Below are 20126 nucleotides of genomic sequence, written 5' to 3' on the forward strand. Positions count from 1 at the left end.
GGGGGCCCTCTGAGCACGGGCTATACTTCCCGGGCTCTGTCCGAGAGCGCACGTGTGCCACCGCGATCGTACCGGGTCCGGGAGGCCAACGTCCTTCCCCAGAGGGCGCGTGTCGGATCGGAGCGCGCACGATGCGGGCCGGGACACCCGACCGGTTCGCCCCCGACAGAAGGCGCGACGGATCGACCCGATGCTCTTGTCACCCGGGCATCAAGCCCGAACCCGGCCACCCACCGACCAGGGGCCGCAGCTCGTCCGGCCCGCACTCGCAAAAGGTTGCGTGTGCGTGCCAGAGTGCGGCAGATCGTCGCCGGCAATCCTCAGGGGGACGTTGACGTGACCAGCACCGAGGCCAGGCAATCCTGGTCCGAGCGGCTGAACCCGCGTAACTGGACGCTGACGGTCAAGCTGGTGGTGGTCGGGATAGTTCCCGCCCTGCTGGCTCTGGTCCTCGGCGTCCTGCGTGTCTCCGATCAGGCGGGCGCGGCGGCCGAGCTCGGCCAGAGCACCCAGCTGCTCGAGGTACAGGAGCAGGTCGCCGGCGCCGCCGACGCCCTGCGCCAGGAGCGGGACGAGGCCACCCTCTACGTGGCGAGCGGGCGCGCGGGTGACCGCGGCGTCCTCGAGATCGGCTTCAACCAGAGCGAGGCCGACGCCGAGGAGATGCTCACCGCGCTGGAGGGCGCCGAGGGGCTCGAGCCCACGAGCGTCGCCGCCGTGGCGCAGACCAAGGGGCAGATCGGCCAGCTGCAGAACCTGCGCGCCGACGTCACCGACAACCCCGGCATCGGCGCCCCGCAGATCCTCAGCCGCTACAGCGAGGTGGTCGCGAGCCTCGACGTCCTCGACCGCGCCCTGCTGCGCCAGCTCCGCACGCCGGAGGTCTCGGGACTGTCGGACGCCCTGTCCGCCTCCACGAGCGCGGCGGAGCAGCTCGCCGTGCAGCACACGATCCTCGGCGCCGGCATCCGCGCAGGCTCGCTGCAGCCCGGCGACGCCAACGCCGTCGTGGCCACCGACGATCGCCTCCGGGCGGAGTTGGCCGAGTACCAGGTGTCGCTCACGCCGCAGCAGCTCATCCGCTTCGGCAACTTCCTCGACGACGCCGCCAACTCCGGGCGCGAGCGGCTCAAGGCGGCGATCCTCGCCACCCCGCAGGACCAGCCGATCGCCATCCCGTCCTACGAGTGGGACACGGCCTACAACGGTTCGCGTGCAGCCGTGGACCGTTCGGCCGACCTGCTGCGCAACGAGCTCGTCTCCACCAGCCAGGCCCGGGAGGAGCAGGCGAGCAACCTCGCAGGCGTCAACGCCGTCGTCCTGATGCTGGGCCTCCTGGCCGGCATCGCGGTGGCCGTTCTCCTCGCCCGCGCCCTGATCCGGTCGCTGCGCGTGCTGCGTTCCTCCGCGCTCGACGTGGCCGACCGGCGCCTCCCCGACGCGGTCGAGCGCATGCGCGCCGGGCACACCCCGGACGTCGCGGTCGACCCGGTGCCCCTCATCGGCCGCGACGAGGTCGGCCAGGTGGCCCGCGCGTTCGACGCGGTGCACGGGCAGGCCGTCCGCCTCGCGGCCGAGCAGGCCGCCCTGCAGGCGGGCGTCAGCGCGATGTTCGTCAACCTGTCCCGCCGCAGCCAGGCGCTCGTCGAACGCCAGCTGCAGCTGATCGAGCAGCTGGAGAGCAACGAGCAGGACGCCGACCAGCTGGCCAACCTCTTCCAGCTCGACCACCTCGCCACCCGTATGCGGCGCAACAGCGAGAACCTGCTGGTCCTCGCGGGCACCGACCTGGCCAAGCGCAACATCGCGCCGGTGCCGATGGTCGACGTGCTGCGGGCCGCGGTCTCGGAGGTCGAGTCCTACCAGCGGATCGTCGTGCAGACCCCGCCCACGGCCACGGTCGCCGGGCGTGCGGCCTCCGACGTCGTGCACCTGCTCGCCGAGCTGCTGGACAACGCCACCAACTTCTCCCCGCCCGACTCCCAGGTGGTCATGAGCACCGCCCGGGCCGGCGACGGGTCGGTCGTGGTCGAGATCGCCGACCGCGGCGTCGGCATGGCCGAGCACGAGCTGGCCGACGCCAACACCCGCCTGGGCGGGCCGTCGTCGGTCGACGTGTCGGCGTCGCGGCGGATGGGTCTGTTCGTGGTCGGTCGCCTCGCGGCCCGGCACGGCATCAACGTCCGCCTGACCTCCTCGGCGGGCGGCCACGGGGCGGGTCTCACCGCCTCCGTCACCGTTCCGGCGCACCTCATCCCGTCCATCGAGCCGGTCGAGGTGAGCCGCACCGCGAGCCTCCCGCTCGTCACGGGCGCCGGTCGTCCCACGGTGCCGCCGCAGCGCGGTGTCAACGGTGCTGCGCGGAGCGGTGGTCTCTCTGCGCTGATCGCCGGGAACGACGGCACCGCCAACCCCACCAACGTCTTCGATTCGCCGTTGGGCGGCGACGGGCAGCTGTTCACCCCGCCCGCTGGTCCGGCAGGCCCGCCACCGCCCGCCCTGCCCAGCAGGCGACCGGGCTCCAGCCTCCGGCCGGGTGGCCCGCCCGGGCCCCCTGAGGAGGGTGGCGACGGTCCCGAGCAGGGCGGTGCCGACCCCGCGGAGGAGCAGGCCCGCGAGGTCGCCGCGCAAGCCCGTCGCGACCAGGAGGCCGCGGCACGCGCTGCGGCCGCGCGAGCCGACGAGGCCGCCGGCGAAGCCCGCAACGGTCATGCCGTCGGCTTCGCCGGTGGCCCGGACCAGCAGGGCACGGACCAGCAGGGCACGGACCCGCAGGGTCCCGGCGGCGAGGGCGACGCGCAGGCCGCGCCGCCGTCCAACAACGGCCGGGTCACGCCCGCCGGTCCGCCGAACACCGCGTCCGGCCTGCCACGGCGCACGCCGGGCCGGCTCGGGATGCCGCCGAAGGCGGAGCAGACCCCGCAGCCGGCCGCCGAGCCGGGCCCCTCGCTCTGGGAGGAGTCCCAGCCGAGGCAGCGGCCCGCCGACCGGGTCGAGCCGGCGCAGCAGGAGCCGGAGCAGACGGAGCAGCCGCCGGGTCCCGAGCAGAGCATCGCCGACGCGGCCACCGCGGTGTCGCCGCCCACGATGCCGATGCCCGCGGTGCGGCGCACGCCCGCGGAGGCGCCGCGGCAGCCCGACGCCCAGCCGGCCGAGCCGCAGCAGGCGGCGGCACCCGAGCCGGAGGCCCGGCAGGCGCCGCAGCCGTCCGTGCCGGATCCGGCACCACAGGAGCCGGACACCGCGCAGCCCGCGGCCCAGGAGCCGGCTCCGCGTCCCACCCCGCGTCCCTCCCCGCGGCCGTTCCCGCTCGCGGGCGCCGCGCCGGCCGCCGAGCAGGCCCAGCCGGAACGCCGGCCGGAGCCACCGTCCGATGCCGACACGCTGTTCGCGCCGAACGTGCCGGTGATCTCCGAACCCACCGCCGGTCGTGGGATCGGTAGCCGTCCGGCCAGCGGGTTCGACCTCGGTGAGACCACACCGATCTTCGAGGAGATCGCGTCGGCCTGGTTCCGTTCGAACCGGCAGATCCCGGTCGACTACGAGACGGGGCAGCGGAACGGCGCCTCCAAGCCCGACGCGGGCCCGGGCGCACCACCGGCGGCCCCACCGGCCGCGGCTCGGCAGCCCACCCCGCAGCCCAAGCCGACGCCCCGGCCTGCGCCGTCCCCGCGGCCCAGCCCGGTCCCGGCATCGCCGCCCACCGCGGAGATCCCGATCACGCCGGCGCCGCGGCCCACGCCGCAGCCGCCCACGCCGCAGCCGGAGCCGGAGCCCGCGCCGGTCGAGCAGGAATTCGCGAGCATGGCGGACGAGGGTTGGCGTGCCGCGAGCGCGGTCGAGGAGCGTCAGGACGAGCTCACGGCGGCCGGGCTGCCCAAGCGCCGTCCACGTGCGCGGCTGGTTCCCGGCAGTGCAGGATCGTCCGTACTGGCAGCGCCGACTGGTTCCACGCGAAGCGCGGAGAGCATCCGCGGCAGGCTCGCGAGCTATCAGCAGGGCGTTCGCCAGGGCCGCGAGAGCAGGGTTCACAGCCCTCAGCAGCACAATGGTGGTACGGATCCCGCCAACGCGGGTGGTAATCACGACGAGGAGTCCTCATGACGGCGCCACAGGTCCAGCCGAGCCGGTTCGGATGGCTGGTCACGAACTTCGCGGAGCGGGTGCCCGGCGTGGCCCACGCCATCGTCGTGTCCGCAGACGGCCTGCTGCTCACCGCATCGGACCGGCTCCCGCGCGACCGGGCCGACCAGCTCGCCGCGGTCGCGTCGGGTCTGGTCAGCCTCACCCAGGGTGCGGCGCGGTGCTTCGACGCCGGCGGTGTGGTCCAGACGGTGGTCGAGATGGACCGCGGCATCGTGCTCCTGATGTCGATCAGCGACGGTTCCTGCCTCGCGGTGCTGGCGTCACCGAGCTGTGACATCGGCCTGATCGGATACGAGATGACGCTGCTGGTCGACCGGGTCGGCCAGCTGCTCACGCCCGAGTTGCGCGCCGAACTGCAGGGTACGTTCGGCCGCTGAACGGTCACTGCCTGACCACCACTTACCGCAGCCACCGATCGGCAGGAAGCAGGTGAATGTCTCCGTGAGCGAGCTTGCGAACGAACCAACGTCACTGCGCCTGCGCGAGGCGATGGCCGAGCGAAGCGAGGCCATGCGATGAGCGAGCTTGCGAGCGAATCATCGACACAGCGCCCGCGCGAAGCGCCGGCCGAGCGAAGCGAGGCCGTGCGATGAGCGAGCTTGCGAGCGAATCATCGACACAGCGCCCGCGCGAAGCGCCGGCCGAGCGAAGCGAGGCCGTGCGATGAGCTCCGGTCCCGACGACGAGCGCCGGCAGGCCGCCGAGCCGACTTTCGCCGACGTCATGAACGGCTTCAGCTTCGACGCCGGTCGTTCGTCGCGTCGCCGGCGGTGGGGGCGCAGGCGGGGAGCCGAGGCCGAGGGTCCGCCCGAGAGCGTCGACGCCCCTGCACCGATGCCGGCGCCTCCGCCCGCACCGGCGCCGCAGGCGCCGCCGGGTCCTCCGGCACCCACCTCGCCGCTCGACCTGCGCGGCGTACCGGCGGACCAGGGCGGGGTGGAGTCCGGCGCTTCGGCCGTGCGGCCGTACGCGTGGACCCGTGGACGCACGAAGTCGGGCCTCGACCTGGCCATCGAGGCGCTCGTCTCCACGAGCCAACGCGCCAAGGACCAGATGGGTCTGCTGCAGGTGGAGCACCGGGCCGTCGCCGAGCTCTGCGAGCAGACACGATCGGTCGCCGAGGTGGCGGCCCTCCTGTCGATCCCGCTCGGGGTGGCCCGAGTGGTGCTGGGTGACATGGTGGGGCTCAACCTGGTGACCGTGCACCAGACAGCGAGCAGTACCGGCAAGGAGCCGGATCTCGCATTGATGGAAAGGGTGTTGAGTGGACTCCGTCGGCTCTAGTTACCCCGGCCGGCCTCCGGCGGTCGCCACCGCGGCCACGATCTCCGCCAAGATCGTGGTGGCCGGCGGCTTCGGTGTCGGCAAGACGACGTTCGTCGGGTCGGTGTCCGAGATCATGCCGCTCACCACCGAGGCCGTGATGACCGAGGCCAGCGCGGGCGTGGACGACCTCGCTGCCACGCCGAACAAGCAGACCACCACGGTGGCGATGGACTTCGGCCGGGTGTCGCTCGACGCCGACCTGATCCTGTACCTGTTCGGCACCCCCGGGCAGCACCGCTTCTGGTTCATGTGGGACGACCTGGTGCGCGGGGCGATCGGTGCGGTCGTGCTGGTGGACACCCGCCGGCTCGCCGACTCGTTCGCGGCGATCGACTTCTTCGAGGACCGCGGGCTGCCGTACATCGTCGGGCTGAACTGCTTCGACGGGCTGCTGCAGCACCGCATCGAGGACGTGCGCGAGGCGATGTCGATCGACCCGAACATCCCGATCATCAGCTGCGACGCGCGCAACCGGCAGTCCACCAAGCAGACCCTGATCGCGTTGGTGGAGCACGCCATGCACCACCGCATGACCGCCGGGGCGCGTTGAGTTAGATCGGCTCTCGTAATCGAGAGCACTGCTCTTGACCGGCGACACTGGATGGGCCACACTGCTCTCATTCGAGAGCGTCGCTCTCCTTTGCGTCGGAGGAATTCGCATGACCGTCCCCGCAACCGTCGACCGCCGGCCCGCGACCGCACGGGCCGCATGGTCCTTCGCCGTCGCGGGGGCTCTGCTGGTGCTCTACCCGGCACTGCGTCCGTGGTCCGACACAACCCCGGAGGGGGCGCCTGCCGCGTTCACCTCGCCCGCCTGGATCCCGGCCCACCTCTCGGCCGTCGCCGCGTTCGTCCTCGTCGCCTTCGGCCTCCTCGGCCTCCGCGACGCGCTGGTGCGTACCGGCGGCGCACGGCCGGCGCGGGTCGCCGCGCTGCTCTGGGCCGTCGGCGCCGCGCTCGTGCTCCCCTACTACGGGGCGGAGGCGTTCGCGCTGCCCGTCATCGGCGAGCGCATCCTCCAGACCGGTGACACCAGCCTGCTCGAGGTGGTCGAGGCGTTCCGGATGGGAGTCTGGCCCGCCACCATCTTCGCGGCGGGCCTGGTGCTCTTCGCCGTCGCAGGGGTGCTGGCGGCCGTGGCGGTGGCGCGGTCGGGCGTGCTCCCGGGCTGGGCAGGCGTCACGTTCGCGGTCGGCTTCGCGCTGTACCTCCCGCAGTTCTTCGGGCCGCCGGCACTGCGGATCGCGCACGGCGTCCTCGTTGCGGCCGGTTGCCTGGTGCTCGCGGCCGCGGTGCGCGGCTCAGGCGTCCTCCACCAGCGCGATGCTGGTGATCCGGTGTAGCGGCACGCGATGCACGTCGCCGTTGACGGTGTCCTGGCCCTCCACGACGCCACCGCCCACGGAGCGCGGCGCCAGCACGCGCTCACCCGCCACGCCGTGGGCGTCCACGAACCCGATCCAGACGCTGCGGTTGGCCGCGGCGGCCGAGCGGAGCATGTCGAGCGTGGAACCGTTCGCCGTGACCGGGGCGGCCGCCCCGCGCCGGACCCCGGCCATCGCGTCGCCCGCGCGCATGCGTGACACGAGCGCGGCGAGCTGCGCGGCGTCCTGCTCGGGAGGGCCGCTGCGGGTGGCGTTGCGGCGGCGGGGGGACGTGCGGCGGCCGCGGTCGGACAGGTCGAGCACGGCCCCGCCGGTGTCCTCCGCGGCCGGGGTGAAGCCCGCCGTCCGCAGCCCGTTCAGCACCTCGACGAGCGGCAGCGGGGAGACGAGCACGGTGGGGGCGATGCGCCGCAACTCGAGCGCGGCGGTGCCGGGGTGGGCGAGCACCTCGGCGACGAGCACCTCGTCGTCGGAGCGCAGGAACGAGGCCGCGACGCCGCCGCGCAGCTGCCCGTGCCGGCGCGCCACGTCGTCGACGAGATAGGTGAGCCCCTGCGGGACGGGGGTGGCCGAGCGCTTCGCGAAGAGCTCGTGCAGGTCGGTGGCCGAGCGCCCGGCGTCGAGCGCCCGGCGGACCGTGGCCTCGGTGAAGCGGTACACGGTGGCCCCGCCTGCGGACTCGACGTCGGCCACCAGGTCCAGCTCGCGGGCCAGCGCGGTCTCCAGCGGGCCCGGAGCCACCGCGGTGAGGTCGGCCTGCAGGAGCACGTGGTCGACCGGCTCCGGCAGCGTGACGCGGAGGGCGGCCACGATCCGGTCCGGGTCCGTGAGCAGCGCGTGCCCCGGCCCGGTGAGGGCGTCGAGGGCCACCACGCCCAGCACGGTGGCCTCCGCGAGCACCCAGGTGACGAGCTCGTCGCGCAGCCGCCCGCCGCGTCGCGGGGCGCGCCAGGCGAGGAGGTCGGCGAGAGTCGCGGCCGACGCGGGGGCGGTGCCGGCCGGCAGCTCCGCGAGACCGGCCAGCACCCGTCGCCGGTCCCGCGGCGCGAGGGGGCGGCGGACGCCGTCGGAGAGCGCGGAGATCGGGCGGCCGGCGTCGTCCTTGCGGCCGATGAGGCCGGGCAGGCGGGGCAGGTCGAGCCATGCGCGCGCGATCGTGGTCCAGCGGATCTCCGGTCCGCCGGCCGCCCACACGTCCGCGGTGGTGGTGGGCACCCAGTCCGGCACCACGCCGTCGCTCTCGGCCACGAGGTCGGCGGCGAGGGCGAGCTCGACGAGCAGGGCGCCGGTGGCCTCGTCGGTGTCCATCTCCCGCGCCGCCCGGCGCAGCTCGCGGACGCCGAGGCCGCCGGAACGCAGCACCGGCGGCGGGGTGTGGGCCCAGAACGCGATGAGCAGGTCGAGGCGGCGCAGCACCTCGAGCGCGGCGCCACCGGCCGTCCGGTCGACGGCCCCCGAGCCGCGGTCCACCGCCCCGACGTCCGGCGGCGCGACCGGGACGTTGCCCATCGGCCGGTCGCCGCGCAGCGCGAGGCCGACCTGGCGGGGCAGCTCGACGGTCTCGGAGTCGACGCGCAGCAGGAGCCCGCGGGCGAGCAGGCGCCCGACGGGGCTGTCCGGATCGGCCCCGGAGCGGCTGCGCCCGATCGGCGGACCCGCGGCCAGGGCCTCGAGGACGCGGCGCTCCTCGGGCGTGGCGGCGGCGAGCAGTTCCGGCAGCGCGGACGAGCCGGCCGGGCCGGTGGCCGGTCGGCCGAGCCCGCCGGGGTGCCGAGGCACCACGTCGCGGGCGGCCGGTACGAGCGAGAGCGCGTCGTCGGCGCCCCAGAGCAGGGCTCGGTCCCGCAGGGCCCGAAGCGTCGTGTCGAGGGTGCCGGCCGGCAGGTCCGGTCCGAGGAGCCGGGCCAGCTCGGTGACGGCGACGGGTGCGGTGTCGGCGTCGGCGACGACGGCGGCCTCCAGCACGGCGAGCGTGACGCTGTCGAGGTCGTCGCAGGCACGGTGCACGGAGGCGCGGACGCCCGCCCGGGTGGCCAGCACGACGAGATCCGCCGGCGGCGGCACGCCCAGGTCGGGGCGCAGCCGCAGCAGCGTGGCGAGCATCTCGTCGTCCTGGGCGCGGAGCCAGTCGATGAGTGTCCCGCCCGGCGGAACTGGTGCGTTCATCGGCGGATCCGGCCGTCCGCTGGCAAGGCGGAGGGACACCCTCGTACCGGGCGTACCCGGGCGCCCCGACGACGCAGCCAGCGGGCGGCTGGGCGGTCGAGGGACGTTCCGAGTCCCGCCGGGCGGGACACTGACGGAGTCGGCATCGCTTCCACGGTAGCCCGCGACGTCGCGCCGGCCCGTGCGGGATACTGCTGGTGACCACCGAGAACGAGGAGGACATCGTGGCCGAGCGCTCCCGCCGGATCGACCCGACGTGGCCGGACCTTCCCGACGGCGAGCACCCCGTCACCGAGCTCGCGAGCCCGGTACAGGGCTCGCTCTCCCCGTTCGGGGACGTGGAGTTCCCGGTCGACGAGGTGCCTTACGTCCACCCCACCACGGAGATCAACCGATAGCCCCCGCGGGACTGCTGCTCGCGGCCGGCGCCGGCAGGCGGATGGGCCGGCCCAAGGCGCTCGTGCGGTTCGACGGCGAGCCGTTGGTGCGGCGGGCCGTCCGGGTGCTCGCCGACGGCGGCTGCGCGCCGCTCGTGGTCGTCGTCGGTGCGGCGGCGGAGGAGGTCGAGCCGCTGCTGCCGGCCGGCGTGCGGGCCGTCGTGGCCGACGACTGGAACGAGGGCATGGGCGCGTCGCTACGCGCCGGGTTGGCCGCGCTCGACGGGCTGGATCCGGTTCCGGACGCCGCGCTCGTGCACCTGGTGGATCTGCCGGGGGTCACCGCCGCGGCAGTCGCCCGCCTCGCGGCGCTGGCGTCCCCCCATGTCCTCGCCCGGGCGGCGTACGACGCCCACCCGGCCCATCCGGTTCTGCTCGGGCGGGCTCACTGGCCCGGTGTGCGCGCGGCGGCCGCCGGCGACGCCGGCGCACGCGCCTACCTGTCGGGCCACCCCGACCTGGAGCTGGTCGAATGCGGCGACCTGGCTGTACCGGACGACGTGGACACCCCGGAGCAGCTGGCGCGCTTCCACCACCCCTAGTCGCACGAACGGCACTCTCGTACGCATCTAGCGTGCGAAAGTGCCGTTCGTACCGCGGGACGGGGTCAGAGAGTGAGGCGCTGGCCCACCTTGAGGGAGTCCGGGTTGCTCTTCAGCGCCGGGTTCTTCTCGACCAGAGCCTTCCAGCCGCCGGAGATGTTGTTGGCGGAGGCGATCCGGCCGAGCGTGTCGCCGCCCTTCACCACGTAGTCGCCGCTCGTGCTGGTCTCCTGCGCGGCCAGGCGCACCTGGTCGCCGGAGCTGCCCGACTTGCGTTCCGGGGCGTCACGCTGGGTGGAGGACTCGCCGCGGACGCCCGTCTTGCGCGAGCAGACCGGCCAGGCGTTCCAGCCCTGCTTGGCGAGCACCCGCTCGGCGACGACGATCTGCTCCGCACGGCTGGCCTTGTAGGCCACGGAGGCGAACTCCTTGCCGCCGAAGCCGGACCACGTCGTCGGCGTGAACTGCAGGCCACCGTGGAAGCCGTTGCCGGTGTTGATGTCCCACCGGCCTCCGCTCTCGCACTTGGCGAGCTTGTCCCACGCCGAGTCGGGGGCGGCGTTGGCGGGGACCGCGATGAGCAGTGGGGCGCCTGCCACGGCACCCGCGACGGCGGTACGGGCAATGGTCCGACCGGTCCTGCTCGGGGCACGGTGACGGCCGCGATAGCGGGCCATGGGGGCAACTCCGCGCGCTGCGCATCCGGACGACGACCGCCGGGGAGCTGGCGGTGCGGCCCGGTCGGGCCGCGGTCCGTTCCTGTCCCGCACTTCGTGAGGGGGCGGGGGCCGGGAACGCCGGACAGGGGAGCGCTGCGATTCCCGGGGTCCTTCCGGATCTGGGGCACCCGGTCGGACCGAGGAGGGACGCTACGGCCGGATCGGTCGATCGGGAACCCCTGCCGCTCGGGGCGCAACCCCCGGCGCCGCGTGCGCGCGGCTTCTCGGTGCCCGATTCGCGCAGCTCAGTGCGACGTCGGACCCAACGATCAAGATTACTTTCAGGTTGCTAAGTAGTGACTCAGATCACGTTTCGAACGCGTCGCGGAACCCCGTACGCCGAGGTCGTAGGGTTTCCCCGTGGAGCTGACCCACGTCGACGACGCCGGCGCGGCCCGCATGGTCGACGTCACCGGCAAGGACGCCACCGCGCGCACCGCGGTGGCCACTGGACGATTGCGCACCACCGCCGAGGTGGTGGACCTGTTGCACCGGGACGGGCTGCCCAAGGGCGATGCGCTCGCCACGGCCCGGATCGCCGGGATCATGGGCGCCAAGCGCACGCCCGACCTCGTTCCGCTGTGCCACCCGATCGCGCTGAGCGGCGTCGTGGTCGATCTCGACGCCGAGGGTGACGAGATCCGGATCCGAGCCACGGTGCGCACCACCGATCGCACGGGCGTGGAGATGGAGGCGCTCACCGCGGTCGCGGTCGCCGGGCTCACGCTGCACGACATGGTGAAGGCCGTCGACCCGGCCGCCGTGCTCGAGGAGGTGCGCGTGGAGCGCAAGGAGGGCGGCAAGTCCGGTACCTGGACGCGCCCCGAGGACCGTTCATGAGCGAGCGTCGGGCCAGGGTGGTCACGGCCTCGAACCGCGCCGCGGCGGGTGTCTACGCCGACCGCGGCGGACCCATCATCGTGGGTTGGCTGCGCGATCGCGGGTACACCACGCCCGACCCCACGGTCGTGCCGGACGGCGAGCCGGTGGGTGCGGCGCTGCGGGCGGCGGTCGCCGACGGCGTCGACGTCGCGATCACGACCGGCGGCACCGGCATCTCGCCGACCGATGCCACCCCCGAGGTCACCCGGGGCGTGCTCGACTACGAGGTGCCCGGCCTGGCCGACGCGATCCGTGCCGCGGGTGCGCCGACCGTGCCGACGGCGGTGCTGTCGCGCGGCCTGAGCGGCGTCGCCGGGCGCACACTGGTCGTGAACCTGCCCGGATCGACAGGTGGAGTTCGAGACGGTCTGGCCGTGCTGGCCGACGTCCTCGATCACGCCGTCGACCAGCTGCGAGGAGGGGACCACCGATGATCGGAACGGGAACCGGTGCCGCCGTGCTGCGCGCCGAGGTCGGCAAGACTCCACTCGACGTCGCGGAGCACGCCGCGCTCGTGGACCACGCCGCCGCGGGCGCGGTGGTCACGTTCGCGGGGGTCGTTCGAGACCACGATGGCGGTCGAGCCGTGCGCGGTCTCGAGTACAGCGCCCACCCGACCGCGGAGAAGATCGTGGCCGAGGTCGCGGCGGACGTCGCGGCCAGGGCCACCGGGGTGCGGGCGATCGCGGTGAGCCACCGGATCGGCCCGCTCGGGATCGGCGACGTGGCGCTGGCCTGCGCCGTCGCCGCCGATCACCGGAAGGAGGCCTTCGCGGCCTGTGCCGAGCTGGTGGACGAGGTCAAGCGGTTGCTGCCCGTCTGGAAGCACCAGCTGTTCGCCGACGGCTCCGACGAGTGGGTCGGCTCCGCCTGATCGGCACCGGGACGTGATCAGTCGCGGCCGAGGCCCAGCTTCTTCGAGCAGGACGGCCAGGCCTTCCAGCCCTGGTTCGCCTGGATGCGCTCCGCGACCTTGATCTGCTGCGCCTTGCTGGCCTGGTGGGGCATGCCCTTGCCGCCGTGGGCGCGCCAGGTGCGCGGGCTGAACTGCAGGCCACCGTAGTAGCCGTTACCCGTGTTGGTCTTCCAGTTACCGCCGCTCTCGCACTTGGCGAGCTTGTCCCAGGTCGAGGTCGAGGCCGCGTCAGCGGTCCCGGCGACGGCGAAGGGGGCGCCGACCGCAACTGCACCGACGATAGCCAGGCGCACCAGCTTTCGGCCCAGGTGGGAATCCGGTCGTGAAGTCATTTCGGTGTCTCCTGATCGCACCGGCGAGGCGAACGTGCTCGTCAGCGGGCCGTGAAGGGCCGGGCGAACACGTTCAGGCGATCATGAATGGCCCGGGGGTAAGGACCGCCATGAATGCCGCACTCGACCCAGTCCCGTCTTCTGCTCGACGGACCGGAACCGCGGGACTGGGGATGGTGCGACGGTTCCGGATGCATTTCGGTCGAACCTTCTGGCGCGACCGGACGTTGACGCTACGAGTCGTATCGGGCGAATCGTCAAACTAGGCTGACGTGAGCAACGTCACGTTAACGACGCGATTGACTTGGAGGTAAGCGGATACGCCCAGGTCAGGAGTCTCGTGATCACATTCTGATCACGAGGAAAGTAATATCTTCAAACCGGAAGTATTACCGATTGTGACGCGTTCTGAAGATAACGCACAGTGATAGGTCCGTCGCTCGACGTACATGACGGGGCTCACCAGTAGTGGCTGGCCGGCTTCCGGTCCGTCATGCTGGAACCGTGACAGAACGCCCCTCGAATGCCGCGGGGTCGCCCGCGGAGCTGGCGGCGGCCCTCCGCTCCACCGGCTACCTCGCCGACGACGGACTCACCACCGCCGCCTACCTCGCGATGGAGATGAACCGTCCCCTGTTCTGCGAGGGCGAACCGGGCACCGGCAAGACGGCGCTGGCGCAGGCGCTCGCCCAGGTGCTGGGTGCCGAGCTGATCCGGCTGCAGTGCCACGACGGCATCGACGCCTCCCAGGCGCTCTACGACTGGGACTTCCCCCGGCAACTGCTGCACCTGCGTGCCCTGGAGGCGGCGGCGTCCGCCACCGGGGAGACCCTCGACGCCGTCGCGGTCGAAGCCTCGCTCTACGACCCCCGCTTCCTGCTCGCCCGCCCCATCCTGCGCGCTCTGCAGACGAGCCCGAGCGTGCTGCTGATCGACGAGGTCGACCGCGCCGACGACGAGTTCGAGGCGTTCCTCCTCGAGGTCCTCACCGAGCACGCCGTCTCGATCCCGGAGATCGGCGAGATCAGGGCGAAGGAGCCGCCGGTCGTGGTCCTGACCTCCAACCGCACCCGTGAGGTCCACGACGCGCTCAAGCGGCGCTGCCTCTACCTCTGGCTGGACCACCCGGACCTGCAGCGGGAGATCGAGATCCTGCACTCGCGGCTGCCCGGCATCCCCGAGCGGCTCGCCGCCCAGGTCGCGGGGGCGGTGCGGAAGCTGCGGCAGTCGGACCTGCTCAAGCCGCCCGGCGTCGCCGAGACGATCGACTGGGCCCGGGCGTTGCAGCTGGTCGGCGCGCGGCACCTCGACGTCGGCGCCGCGGCCGCCACGCTGGGTGCCGTCCTCAAGTACCGCGAGGACGCCGATCGGATCCGCGCCCAGCTGGACACCCTCCTCGCCTCCTGACGCCGGATGGGACCGACGCTCACGCCGCCGACCACGGACCCGATCCCCGGGCTCGTGGGGTTCACGGTCGTGCTCCGCAACGCGGGGCTCGCCATCACCACCGACCGGGTGGCGGCCTTCCTCTCGGCGCTCGACGCGCTCGACGTCACCGACCGCACGCAGACCTACTGGGCCGGCCGGCTCACGCTCTGCTCCGACCCCGACGACCTGCCGCGCTACGACCAGGCGTTCGCCGGGTGGTTCGAGCCGGGCCAGGGTGGCGGCACCCAGGTGCGCGACGAGCGGCCGCCACCGCCACCGCGGCTCGCCGCGCTCACCCCGGCGGATGCGGAGGGCGGTGAGGACGACGACTCGGACTCCCCGCAGATCCACGCGCGGGCGAGCGGCACCGAGATCCTGCGCCACCGCGACCTCGGCGAGCTCACCCCGGTCGAGCGGGAACACCTGCGCCGGCTGATGGCCCTGCTGCGCCCCGAGCTGCCCACCCGGGTGTCCCGGCGGCTGCGCCCGTCCACACACGGTGGCACCGACCCCGGGCGAACGTTGCGGGCGGCCCTGCGCAACCACGGTGAGCTGCGCGAGCTGCTCAGGCGTGACCGGTCCCGGCGGCCTCGCCGGGTGGTGCTGCTGGTCGACGTCTCCGGTTCGATGGAGCCGTACGCCGACGCCCTCCTGCGGTTCGCGCACGTCGTGGTCCGCCGGTCGCCGGGAGCGGTGGAGGCGTTCACCCTCGGCACCCGCCTCACCCGCGTCACCCGCGAGCTGCGGATGCGCGACCCGGAGCGCGCGCTCACGGCCGCGGCCAAGGCGATCCCGGACTGGTCGGGTGGCACCCGGCTGGGCGAGGTGCTGCGCGCGTTCGTCGACCGGTGGGGACAACGCGGCGCCGCCAGGCAGGCCGTGATCGTCGTGTTCTCGGACGGCTGGGAGCGCGGCGAGACCGACGTGCTGCGCGAACAGATGAGCCGGCTGCGCCGACTGGCCCACCGCGTGGTCTGGGTGAACCCGCACGTCGGCAAGGACGGCTACGCGCCCGTGCAGGGTGGAATAGTCGCGGCCCTCCCGTTCTTGGACGACCTGTTGGCCGGCCACAGCCTGGCCACGCTGGAACGACTGCTCGAGGTGGTGCGCGATGCGTGATGTTGTCGATCAGCTCGAGGGCTGGTGGAAGAACGGGCAGACCGCCGCCCTCGCCACGGTGGTCGGAACCTACAGCTCCGCGCCGCGCCAGCCCGGCGCGTCGATGCTCGTCGGACCGGGCGGCGAGGCCGTCGGGAGCGTGTCCGGCGGGTGCGTCGAGGGAGCGGTGTACGAGCTCGGGCAGCAGGTGCTCGCCGCCGACCGGCCGGTGTTCCAGCGCTACGGCGTGTCCGACGACGACGCGTTCGCCGTGGGCCTCACCTGCGGCGGCATCATCGACATCTTCGTCGAGAAGGTCGACCAGGCCACCTACGAGCAGCTCGGCACCGTGACGGACGCGATCCGCTCCGGTTCGCCGGTGGCGGTCGCCACCGTCGTCGCCGGGCCCGTCGAGCGCCTCGGGAAGCGGCTGGTGATCTGGCCGGACCGCGTCGACGGCGGCACCGGCTCCAGCCGCCTCGACGACGCCGTGCGCGACGACGCCCGTGGCCTGCTCGACGCGGGCCGCAACGCGATGCTGCACTACGGGGTCGACGGCCAGCGCCGAGGCGAGGGGCTCGACGTGTTCGTCGAGTCGTTCGCGCCGCCACCCCGGATGATCGTGTTCGGCGCCATCGACTTCGCCGCCGCCGTGGCCAAGATCGGCAGCTTCCTCGGGTTCCGGGTCACCGTGTGCGACGCCCGCCCGGTCTTCGCCACGGCGACCCGCTTCCCCGGCGCCAACGAGGTGGTCGTCGAGTGGCCGCACCGGTACCTCGCGGCCGAGGCCGAGGCGGGCCGGATCGACCGGCGCACCGCCCTGTGCGTGCTCACCCACGACCCGAAGTTCGACGTCCCGCTGCTGGAGGTCGCGCTGCGGCTGCCCCAGGTGGGCTACATCGGGGCGATGGGCTCGCGCCGCACCCATGACGACCGGATCGAGCGGTTGCGCGAGGTCGGGGTCACGGAGGCGGAGATCGCGCGGATGTCCTCCCCGATCGGCCTCGACCTCGGTGCCCGCACCCCGGAGGAGACGGCCGTCTCGATCGCCGCCGAGATGATCGCGCTGCACTGGGGTGGCGAGGGTTCGCGGCTCGCCGAGCGCGAGGGCCCCATCCACACCGGCTGAGGTTCAGCCGAATTCGTCCCCGACCCCAACCAGGACCGGGTGGCGTGAGTCTCTCGGAGTGTCACGGACATCTCCAACCACGGAGGCTCATCATGAACCCGATCCCGCTCATGATCGTGGGGGTCCTGCTCGCCGTCGTCATCGCGGTGCCGATCGGCCTGGCCGTGCGGGTGTGGGGCGGCAAACGGGCCCTGGGCGAGGGTGGTTGGACAAGCGGGCAGCAGACGGCACGGACGCTGCGCCCGCGTGATCGGTGGACGGTTCACTGGGCGAACACGCGGGGCCTGCCGGTGCGCGATCCGCGGCTGGCCGCGTTCGCCGTCCGCCGCGGTGAGAGCGTCTCCGCCACCACCGCACGCATGATGAACGGGCTGCGCTGGCTGTTCTGGCTCGGCGCCGCCCTCAGCCTCGCCGTCGCCGTCACGCCCCCCATGACGACGACGGCCGTCCTCTCCTTCTTCTACGTCGTGCAGGCCTGCCTGCTCGCCTTCATGCCGGCCTGGATCCAGGCGGGTGGGCGGATGGCGAAGCGCAGTGCCGACGCGACCCGCGCCTTCCTCGCCGAGCACGGGGGCTCCATCCACACCGGCTGACCGGGACAGCGGTTCACCCGCGGCCGACCGTGACGTCGCCGCCGTCGGACGCCACCCGGATCGGCACCCCGGCGGGATCCTGCGGAACGTCGACGGTGGCCTCGCCGTCGTGCGACTCGGCGGACACGGCGTAGCCGGTGTCGCCGGCCGGGACGGTGACGGTGATGTCGCCGTCGTTCGACCGCAGGTCCACCGCGCCGCGGGTGTCCTGCGCGGTCAGGGAGCCGTTGTCGTTCGCCGCCGCACCGACGTGCCGTACGGCACCCGGATCTCGTAGGTGGCGTGGCACGTCGGCGTCCCGACGGCCAGCGTGTCGGGGCAGCTCGCGGTGATCATCAGGGTGTCGCCCGCCTGCTCGATGCGCTCCTCGGGGCGGTCGCCGTCGGTGTACTCCATCGTGCGGTCCACCTGCACCCCCTCCCGGTCGCCGCCGAGGACGCGCACGTCGATGGCGGCGGACGTGCTGCCGACCCGCCACGCGCCGGTGTCGTCGAGGTCGAGCACCACGTTCGTCACCGCGCTGCGCCAGGTCGTCGACGGCGGTGCCGTGGTCGACCCCGAGGTGGTGCGGCGGCTCCTGCGCCGCCACCACGACCCGCAGTCCCGGCTGTCCGCCAAGGAACGTGAGGTGCTCGCCCTCGTCGCCGAAGGCCACTCCAACGCCGCCATCGCCAGGAGGCTCGTCGTCTCCGAGCCCGCGGTGGGCAAGCACGTCGGCAACATCCTCACCAAGCTCGACCTCCCGCCGCACGACGACACCAACCGCAGGGTGCTGGCGGTGCTCGCGTTCCTCGGGAGCGGTTGATCCGGCCGCACACCTTCGCGGTCGGTGATGCACGTCGAGCTGTGGAGCGATCGGTGCCCTCGGCGCCGTGGCCGTCCGGGCATCAGGAACACCTGTGTCGAGATCGACGTTCTTCATCTGTAACGCTGTAATCGCGAGGAGGTCGTCATGGACGAGCTCGACTCCTACTCCCGCACCGTGAGCGCCGTGGCGGCCGAGCTCACCGGGCGCGTCGCCGCCGTCCGCACCTGTCGCGGCGGCGGGTCGGCCGTGGTGGTGCCGGTCGACGGGATCCTCGTCACGAACGCCCATGTCGTCGGCGAGGCGCGTACCGGCCGCGCCGAGTTCGTCGACGGCACCCAGACCGGCGTCACCGTCGTCGGCACCGACCCGCTCTCCGACCTGGCCGTCCTCCGCGCCGACCGGGCGGGCGACCTGCCGCCGCCGGTCGGGCTGGGCGACGCCGACGCGCTCGTGGTGGGCCAGCTCGTCGTGGCCGTCGGCAATCCGCTCGGCCTCGCCGGCTCGGTGACGGCCGGGGTCGTGAGCGCGCTGGGCAGGGCGCTGCCCACCCGCAGCGGCCGCGCGGGACGGGTCGTCGAGGACGTGATCCAGACCGACGCCGCGCTGAACCCCGGCAACTCCGGCGGCGCGCTGGCCGACTCGCACGCCCGGGTGGTGGGCATCAACACCGCCGTGGCGGGGATCGGGCTGGGCCTCGCGGTCCCGGTCAACGCCACCACCCGCCGGATCGTGGAGACGCTGCTCGCCGACGGCCGGGTGCGACGGGCCTACCTCGGCGTGGTCGGGAGCCCGGCGCCGGTGCCCGCGGTCGTCGCGGAGAAGTACGGGCGCAAGAACGGGCTGCGGCTCGCCGAGGTGATCGGCGGGAGCCCCGCGGCGCGGGCCGGCCTGCGTGCGGGCGACCTCCTGCTCGACGTCGGCCGCAGGCCCGTGCAGGACGCCCAGGGCATCCAGCGCCAGCTGTTCGGCGACGCGATCGGCGTGCCCCTCCCGGTCACGGTGCTGCGCAACGGGGCGATGGTCGACGTCGTCGCGGTGCCGACGGAGCTCGGTTGAAGCGGCCGTATCTCAGAGGTCGAACTCGCCCGCCGTCGTGCCGTGGAGGAAGGCCCTCCACTCGGCGCGGGTGAAGGTCAGGATCGGGCCGACCGGGTCCTTGCTGTCGCGGACGAGCACGACCCCGCGTTCGCCCAAGAGGTCGTCGGCGACCTCGACGCAGTTGCCACCGTTCCCGCTGTAGCTGCTCTTGCGCCATGCGACGCGGCTGCGGTCAGGTACCACGGAAATCCTCCATAGCTTTGGTGATCACCTCTCGCGACTTGACCTTGTCGAGCGCCCGCCGCTCCAGATCAGCCCAGACCAGGCGGTATGCGCTCACCTCGTCAGCCTTGTTCAGGTACATCGCGCCGGTCAGCGTGTCGACGTACACGAGGGGCGGCTCCATCGGCTCCCTGGCCAGAGGGTCTTCCGGGAAGTCAAGCAGCGCGAACGAGTTCGCTGCTCCCAGTCCACCGTGCGCGCCAGCGGCCCAGGGCAGGATGCGGACCGATACCCCGGCCTGCTGGGTGACCGCGAGCAGGTGGCCCAGTTGCTCCGCCATCACCGAGGCGCCACCGACCGGGCGCCGGAGCACTGCCTCATTGAGGATGGTGATCAGGTGCGGCGCCCGCGGGCGAGTCAGGAGAGTCTGTCGTTCCAGACGTACTTCGACGCGCCGTTGGATCTCGTCGTCATCGGTGTAGCCCGGCGGCATGCTGTTGATCTGTTCGGCATAGGCCCGGGTCTGCAGCAGGCCGGGGACCAGCTCCGACTCGTACTGAGAGATCGTCCGGGCCGAGTCTTCCAATGACACGAAGAGCCCGAACCACGTGGGCAGGGCGCTCTCCGTGTAGTCGTGCCACCAGGACTTCTTCCGGCCGTTGCGGGTCTCCGCGGTGAGAGCCATGAGCATCTTGCTCTCCTCGGGCCCCGCACCGTAGAGCTCCAGCATCGCCCGGACATCGACGTCGCGGAACCGTACGCGCTCGTCGCCGTCCTCGATGCGGCCGAGAGTCGCCCGCGCGCGCTGGAGCTCGATCGCGGCCTGCTCCTGCGTGATCCCGGCCTGCGTGCGCAGTGCGACGAAGCGCCTGCCGATGTGGCGACGGATCAACGCCGACCCGACCATGTCGGTCACTCGACCACCTCCGGTCCCTGGGCGGTGTGTCGCCCAAATTTAG

21 protein-coding genes and 1 pseudogene are annotated in these 20126 nt (G+C 73.2%); 15 read left to right on the forward strand and 7 right to left on the reverse strand.

Features of this window, described 5'->3' with window-relative positions:
- Positions 1 to 336 precede the first annotated feature (336 nt).
- The 5 genes from ACU436_RS32140 to ACU436_RS32160 all read left to right on the forward strand — a co-directional run bounded on the left by ACU436_RS32140 (position 337) and on the right by ACU436_RS32160 (position 6815).
- Complete coding sequence (locus tag ACU436_RS32140; protein WP_459030783.1) at positions 337 to 4104, forward strand: sensor histidine kinase; 3768 nt, start codon at positions 337 to 339, stop codon at positions 4102 to 4104.
- Positions 4101 to 4523 (forward strand): roadblock/LC7 domain-containing protein, encoded by a 423-nt coding sequence (locus ACU436_RS32145; protein ID WP_142052004.1) that lies wholly within the window; start codon positions 4101 to 4103, stop codon positions 4521 to 4523. The genes ACU436_RS32140 and ACU436_RS32145 overlap by 4 nt, the downstream gene beginning before the upstream one ends.
- Before the next feature lie 286 nt (positions 4524 to 4809).
- Positions 4810 to 5430, forward strand: a complete 621-nt coding sequence (locus ACU436_RS32150; protein ID WP_459030785.1) for a DUF742 domain-containing protein — start codon at positions 4810 to 4812, stop codon at positions 5428 to 5430.
- Positions 5411 to 6022: a GTP-binding protein gene (locus ACU436_RS32155; RefSeq protein ID WP_459030786.1), complete on the forward strand. Its 612-nt coding sequence runs from the start codon at positions 5411 to 5413 to the stop codon at positions 6020 to 6022. Before ACU436_RS32150 ends, ACU436_RS32155 begins: the two co-directional genes overlap by 20 nt.
- A gap of 109 nt (positions 6023 to 6131) precedes the next feature.
- On the forward strand, positions 6132 to 6815 hold the full coding sequence (locus ACU436_RS32160) for a hypothetical protein (protein ID WP_459030787.1): 684 nt from the start codon (positions 6132 to 6134) through the stop codon (positions 6813 to 6815).
- Here ACU436_RS32160 and ACU436_RS32165 read toward each other — a convergent pair.
- A complete protein-coding gene (locus ACU436_RS32165) occupies positions 6774 to 9023 on the reverse strand; it encodes a helicase-associated domain-containing protein (RefSeq protein ID WP_459030788.1) in 2250 nt (749 codons plus the stop codon). The two genes, ACU436_RS32160 and ACU436_RS32165, sit on opposite strands and share 42 nt — an antisense overlap.
- 197 nt (positions 9024 to 9220) lie before the next feature.
- Here ACU436_RS32165 and ACU436_RS32170 point away from each other — a divergent pair, with 197 nt between their 5' ends.
- Positions 9221 to 9421 carry a hypothetical protein gene (locus ACU436_RS32170; protein ID WP_459030789.1) on the forward strand — a complete coding sequence of 67 codons (201 nt, stop codon included), beginning with the start codon at positions 9221 to 9223 and terminating at the stop codon, positions 9419 to 9421.
- On the forward strand, positions 9418 to 10002 hold the full coding sequence (locus tag ACU436_RS32175) for a nucleotidyltransferase family protein (protein WP_459030901.1): 585 nt from the start codon (positions 9418 to 9420) through the stop codon (positions 10000 to 10002). The genes ACU436_RS32170 and ACU436_RS32175 overlap by 4 nt, the downstream gene beginning before the upstream one ends.
- A gap of 65 nt (positions 10003 to 10067) precedes the next feature.
- Here ACU436_RS32175 and ACU436_RS32180 read toward each other — a convergent pair whose 3' ends face one another.
- Positions 10068 to 10601, reverse strand: coding sequence for a LysM peptidoglycan-binding domain-containing protein (locus ACU436_RS32180; RefSeq protein ID WP_459030790.1), 534 nt, complete (start codon positions 10599 to 10601; stop codon positions 10068 to 10070).
- Between the two features lie 480 nt (positions 10602 to 11081).
- Here ACU436_RS32180 and moaC point away from each other — a divergent pair, with 480 nt between their 5' ends.
- Together moaC and ACU436_RS32190 are read left to right on the forward strand one after the other, a co-directional pair.
- The gene (moaC, locus tag ACU436_RS32185) at positions 11082 to 11561 is read left to right on the forward strand and encodes a cyclic pyranopterin monophosphate synthase MoaC (protein ID WP_459030791.1); all 480 of its coding nucleotides are present in this window, start codon (positions 11082 to 11084) and stop codon (positions 11559 to 11561) included.
- Positions 11558 to 12477, forward strand: a pseudogene (locus tag ACU436_RS32190) (molybdenum cofactor biosynthesis protein MoaE). The gene moaC and the pseudogene ACU436_RS32190 overlap by 4 nt, the downstream one beginning before the upstream one ends.
- Positions 12478 to 12494: 17 nt before the next feature.
- Here ACU436_RS32190 and ACU436_RS32195 read toward each other — a convergent pair.
- Entirely contained in the window at positions 12495 to 12851 is a 357-nt protein-coding gene (locus ACU436_RS32195; protein WP_459030792.1) for a transglycosylase family protein, read from the reverse strand.
- A 504-nt stretch (positions 12852 to 13355) separates the two neighbouring features.
- Between ACU436_RS32195 and ACU436_RS32200 the strand changes: the two genes are divergently transcribed.
- From ACU436_RS32200 to ACU436_RS32215, 4 genes are all read left to right on the forward strand, one after another.
- Positions 13356 to 14258: an AAA family ATPase gene (locus tag ACU436_RS32200; protein WP_459030793.1), complete on the forward strand. Its 903-nt coding sequence runs from the start codon at positions 13356 to 13358 to the stop codon at positions 14256 to 14258.
- 6 nt (positions 14259 to 14264) lie between these two features.
- The gene (locus ACU436_RS32205; RefSeq protein ID WP_459030794.1) at positions 14265 to 15398 is read left to right on the forward strand and encodes a vWA domain-containing protein; all 1134 of its coding nucleotides are present in this window, start codon (positions 14265 to 14267) and stop codon (positions 15396 to 15398) included.
- Positions 15391 to 16506 carry an XdhC family protein gene (locus ACU436_RS32210; RefSeq protein WP_459030795.1) on the forward strand — a complete coding sequence of 372 codons (1116 nt, stop codon included), beginning with the start codon at positions 15391 to 15393 and terminating at the stop codon, positions 16504 to 16506. Before ACU436_RS32205 ends, ACU436_RS32210 begins: the two co-directional genes overlap by 8 nt.
- A 92-nt stretch (positions 16507 to 16598) precedes the next feature.
- Positions 16599 to 17099 (forward strand): hypothetical protein, encoded by a 501-nt coding sequence (locus ACU436_RS32215; protein ID WP_459030796.1) that lies wholly within the window; start codon positions 16599 to 16601, stop codon positions 17097 to 17099.
- Between the two features lie 13 nt (positions 17100 to 17112).
- Here ACU436_RS32215 and ACU436_RS32220 read toward each other — a convergent pair whose 3' ends face one another.
- On the reverse strand, positions 17113 to 17292 hold the full coding sequence (locus ACU436_RS32220) for a hypothetical protein (protein ID WP_459030797.1): 180 nt from the start codon (positions 17290 to 17292) through the stop codon (positions 17113 to 17115).
- 23 nt (positions 17293 to 17315) lie between these two features.
- Positions 17316 to 17606 (reverse strand): hypothetical protein, encoded by a 291-nt coding sequence (locus tag ACU436_RS32225; RefSeq protein ID WP_459030798.1) that lies wholly within the window; start codon positions 17604 to 17606, stop codon positions 17316 to 17318.
- On the opposite strand from ACU436_RS32225, the gene ACU436_RS32230 reads away from it, so the two are divergent.
- The gene (locus ACU436_RS32230; RefSeq protein WP_459030799.1) at positions 17584 to 17904 is read left to right on the forward strand and encodes a response regulator transcription factor; all 321 of its coding nucleotides are present in this window, start codon (positions 17584 to 17586) and stop codon (positions 17902 to 17904) included. The genes ACU436_RS32225 and ACU436_RS32230 overlap by 23 nt on opposite strands.
- Before the next feature lie 147 nt (positions 17905 to 18051).
- Positions 18052 to 18963: a S1C family serine protease gene (locus ACU436_RS32235; RefSeq protein WP_459030800.1), complete on the forward strand. Its 912-nt coding sequence runs from the start codon at positions 18052 to 18054 to the stop codon at positions 18961 to 18963.
- Between the two features lie 12 nt (positions 18964 to 18975).
- On the opposite strand, the gene ACU436_RS32240 is transcribed toward ACU436_RS32235, so the two are convergent.
- Positions 18976 to 19188, reverse strand: coding sequence for a DUF397 domain-containing protein (locus ACU436_RS32240; protein WP_459030801.1), 213 nt, complete (start codon positions 19186 to 19188; stop codon positions 18976 to 18978).
- Positions 19178 to 20074 (reverse strand): helix-turn-helix domain-containing protein, encoded by an 897-nt coding sequence (locus ACU436_RS32245; protein WP_459030902.1) that lies wholly within the window; start codon positions 20072 to 20074, stop codon positions 19178 to 19180. Before ACU436_RS32245 ends, ACU436_RS32240 begins: the two co-directional genes overlap by 11 nt.
- Positions 20075 to 20126: the final 52 nt, after the last annotated feature.

Source organism: Pseudonocardia wallangbongensis (assembly GCF_054486945.1).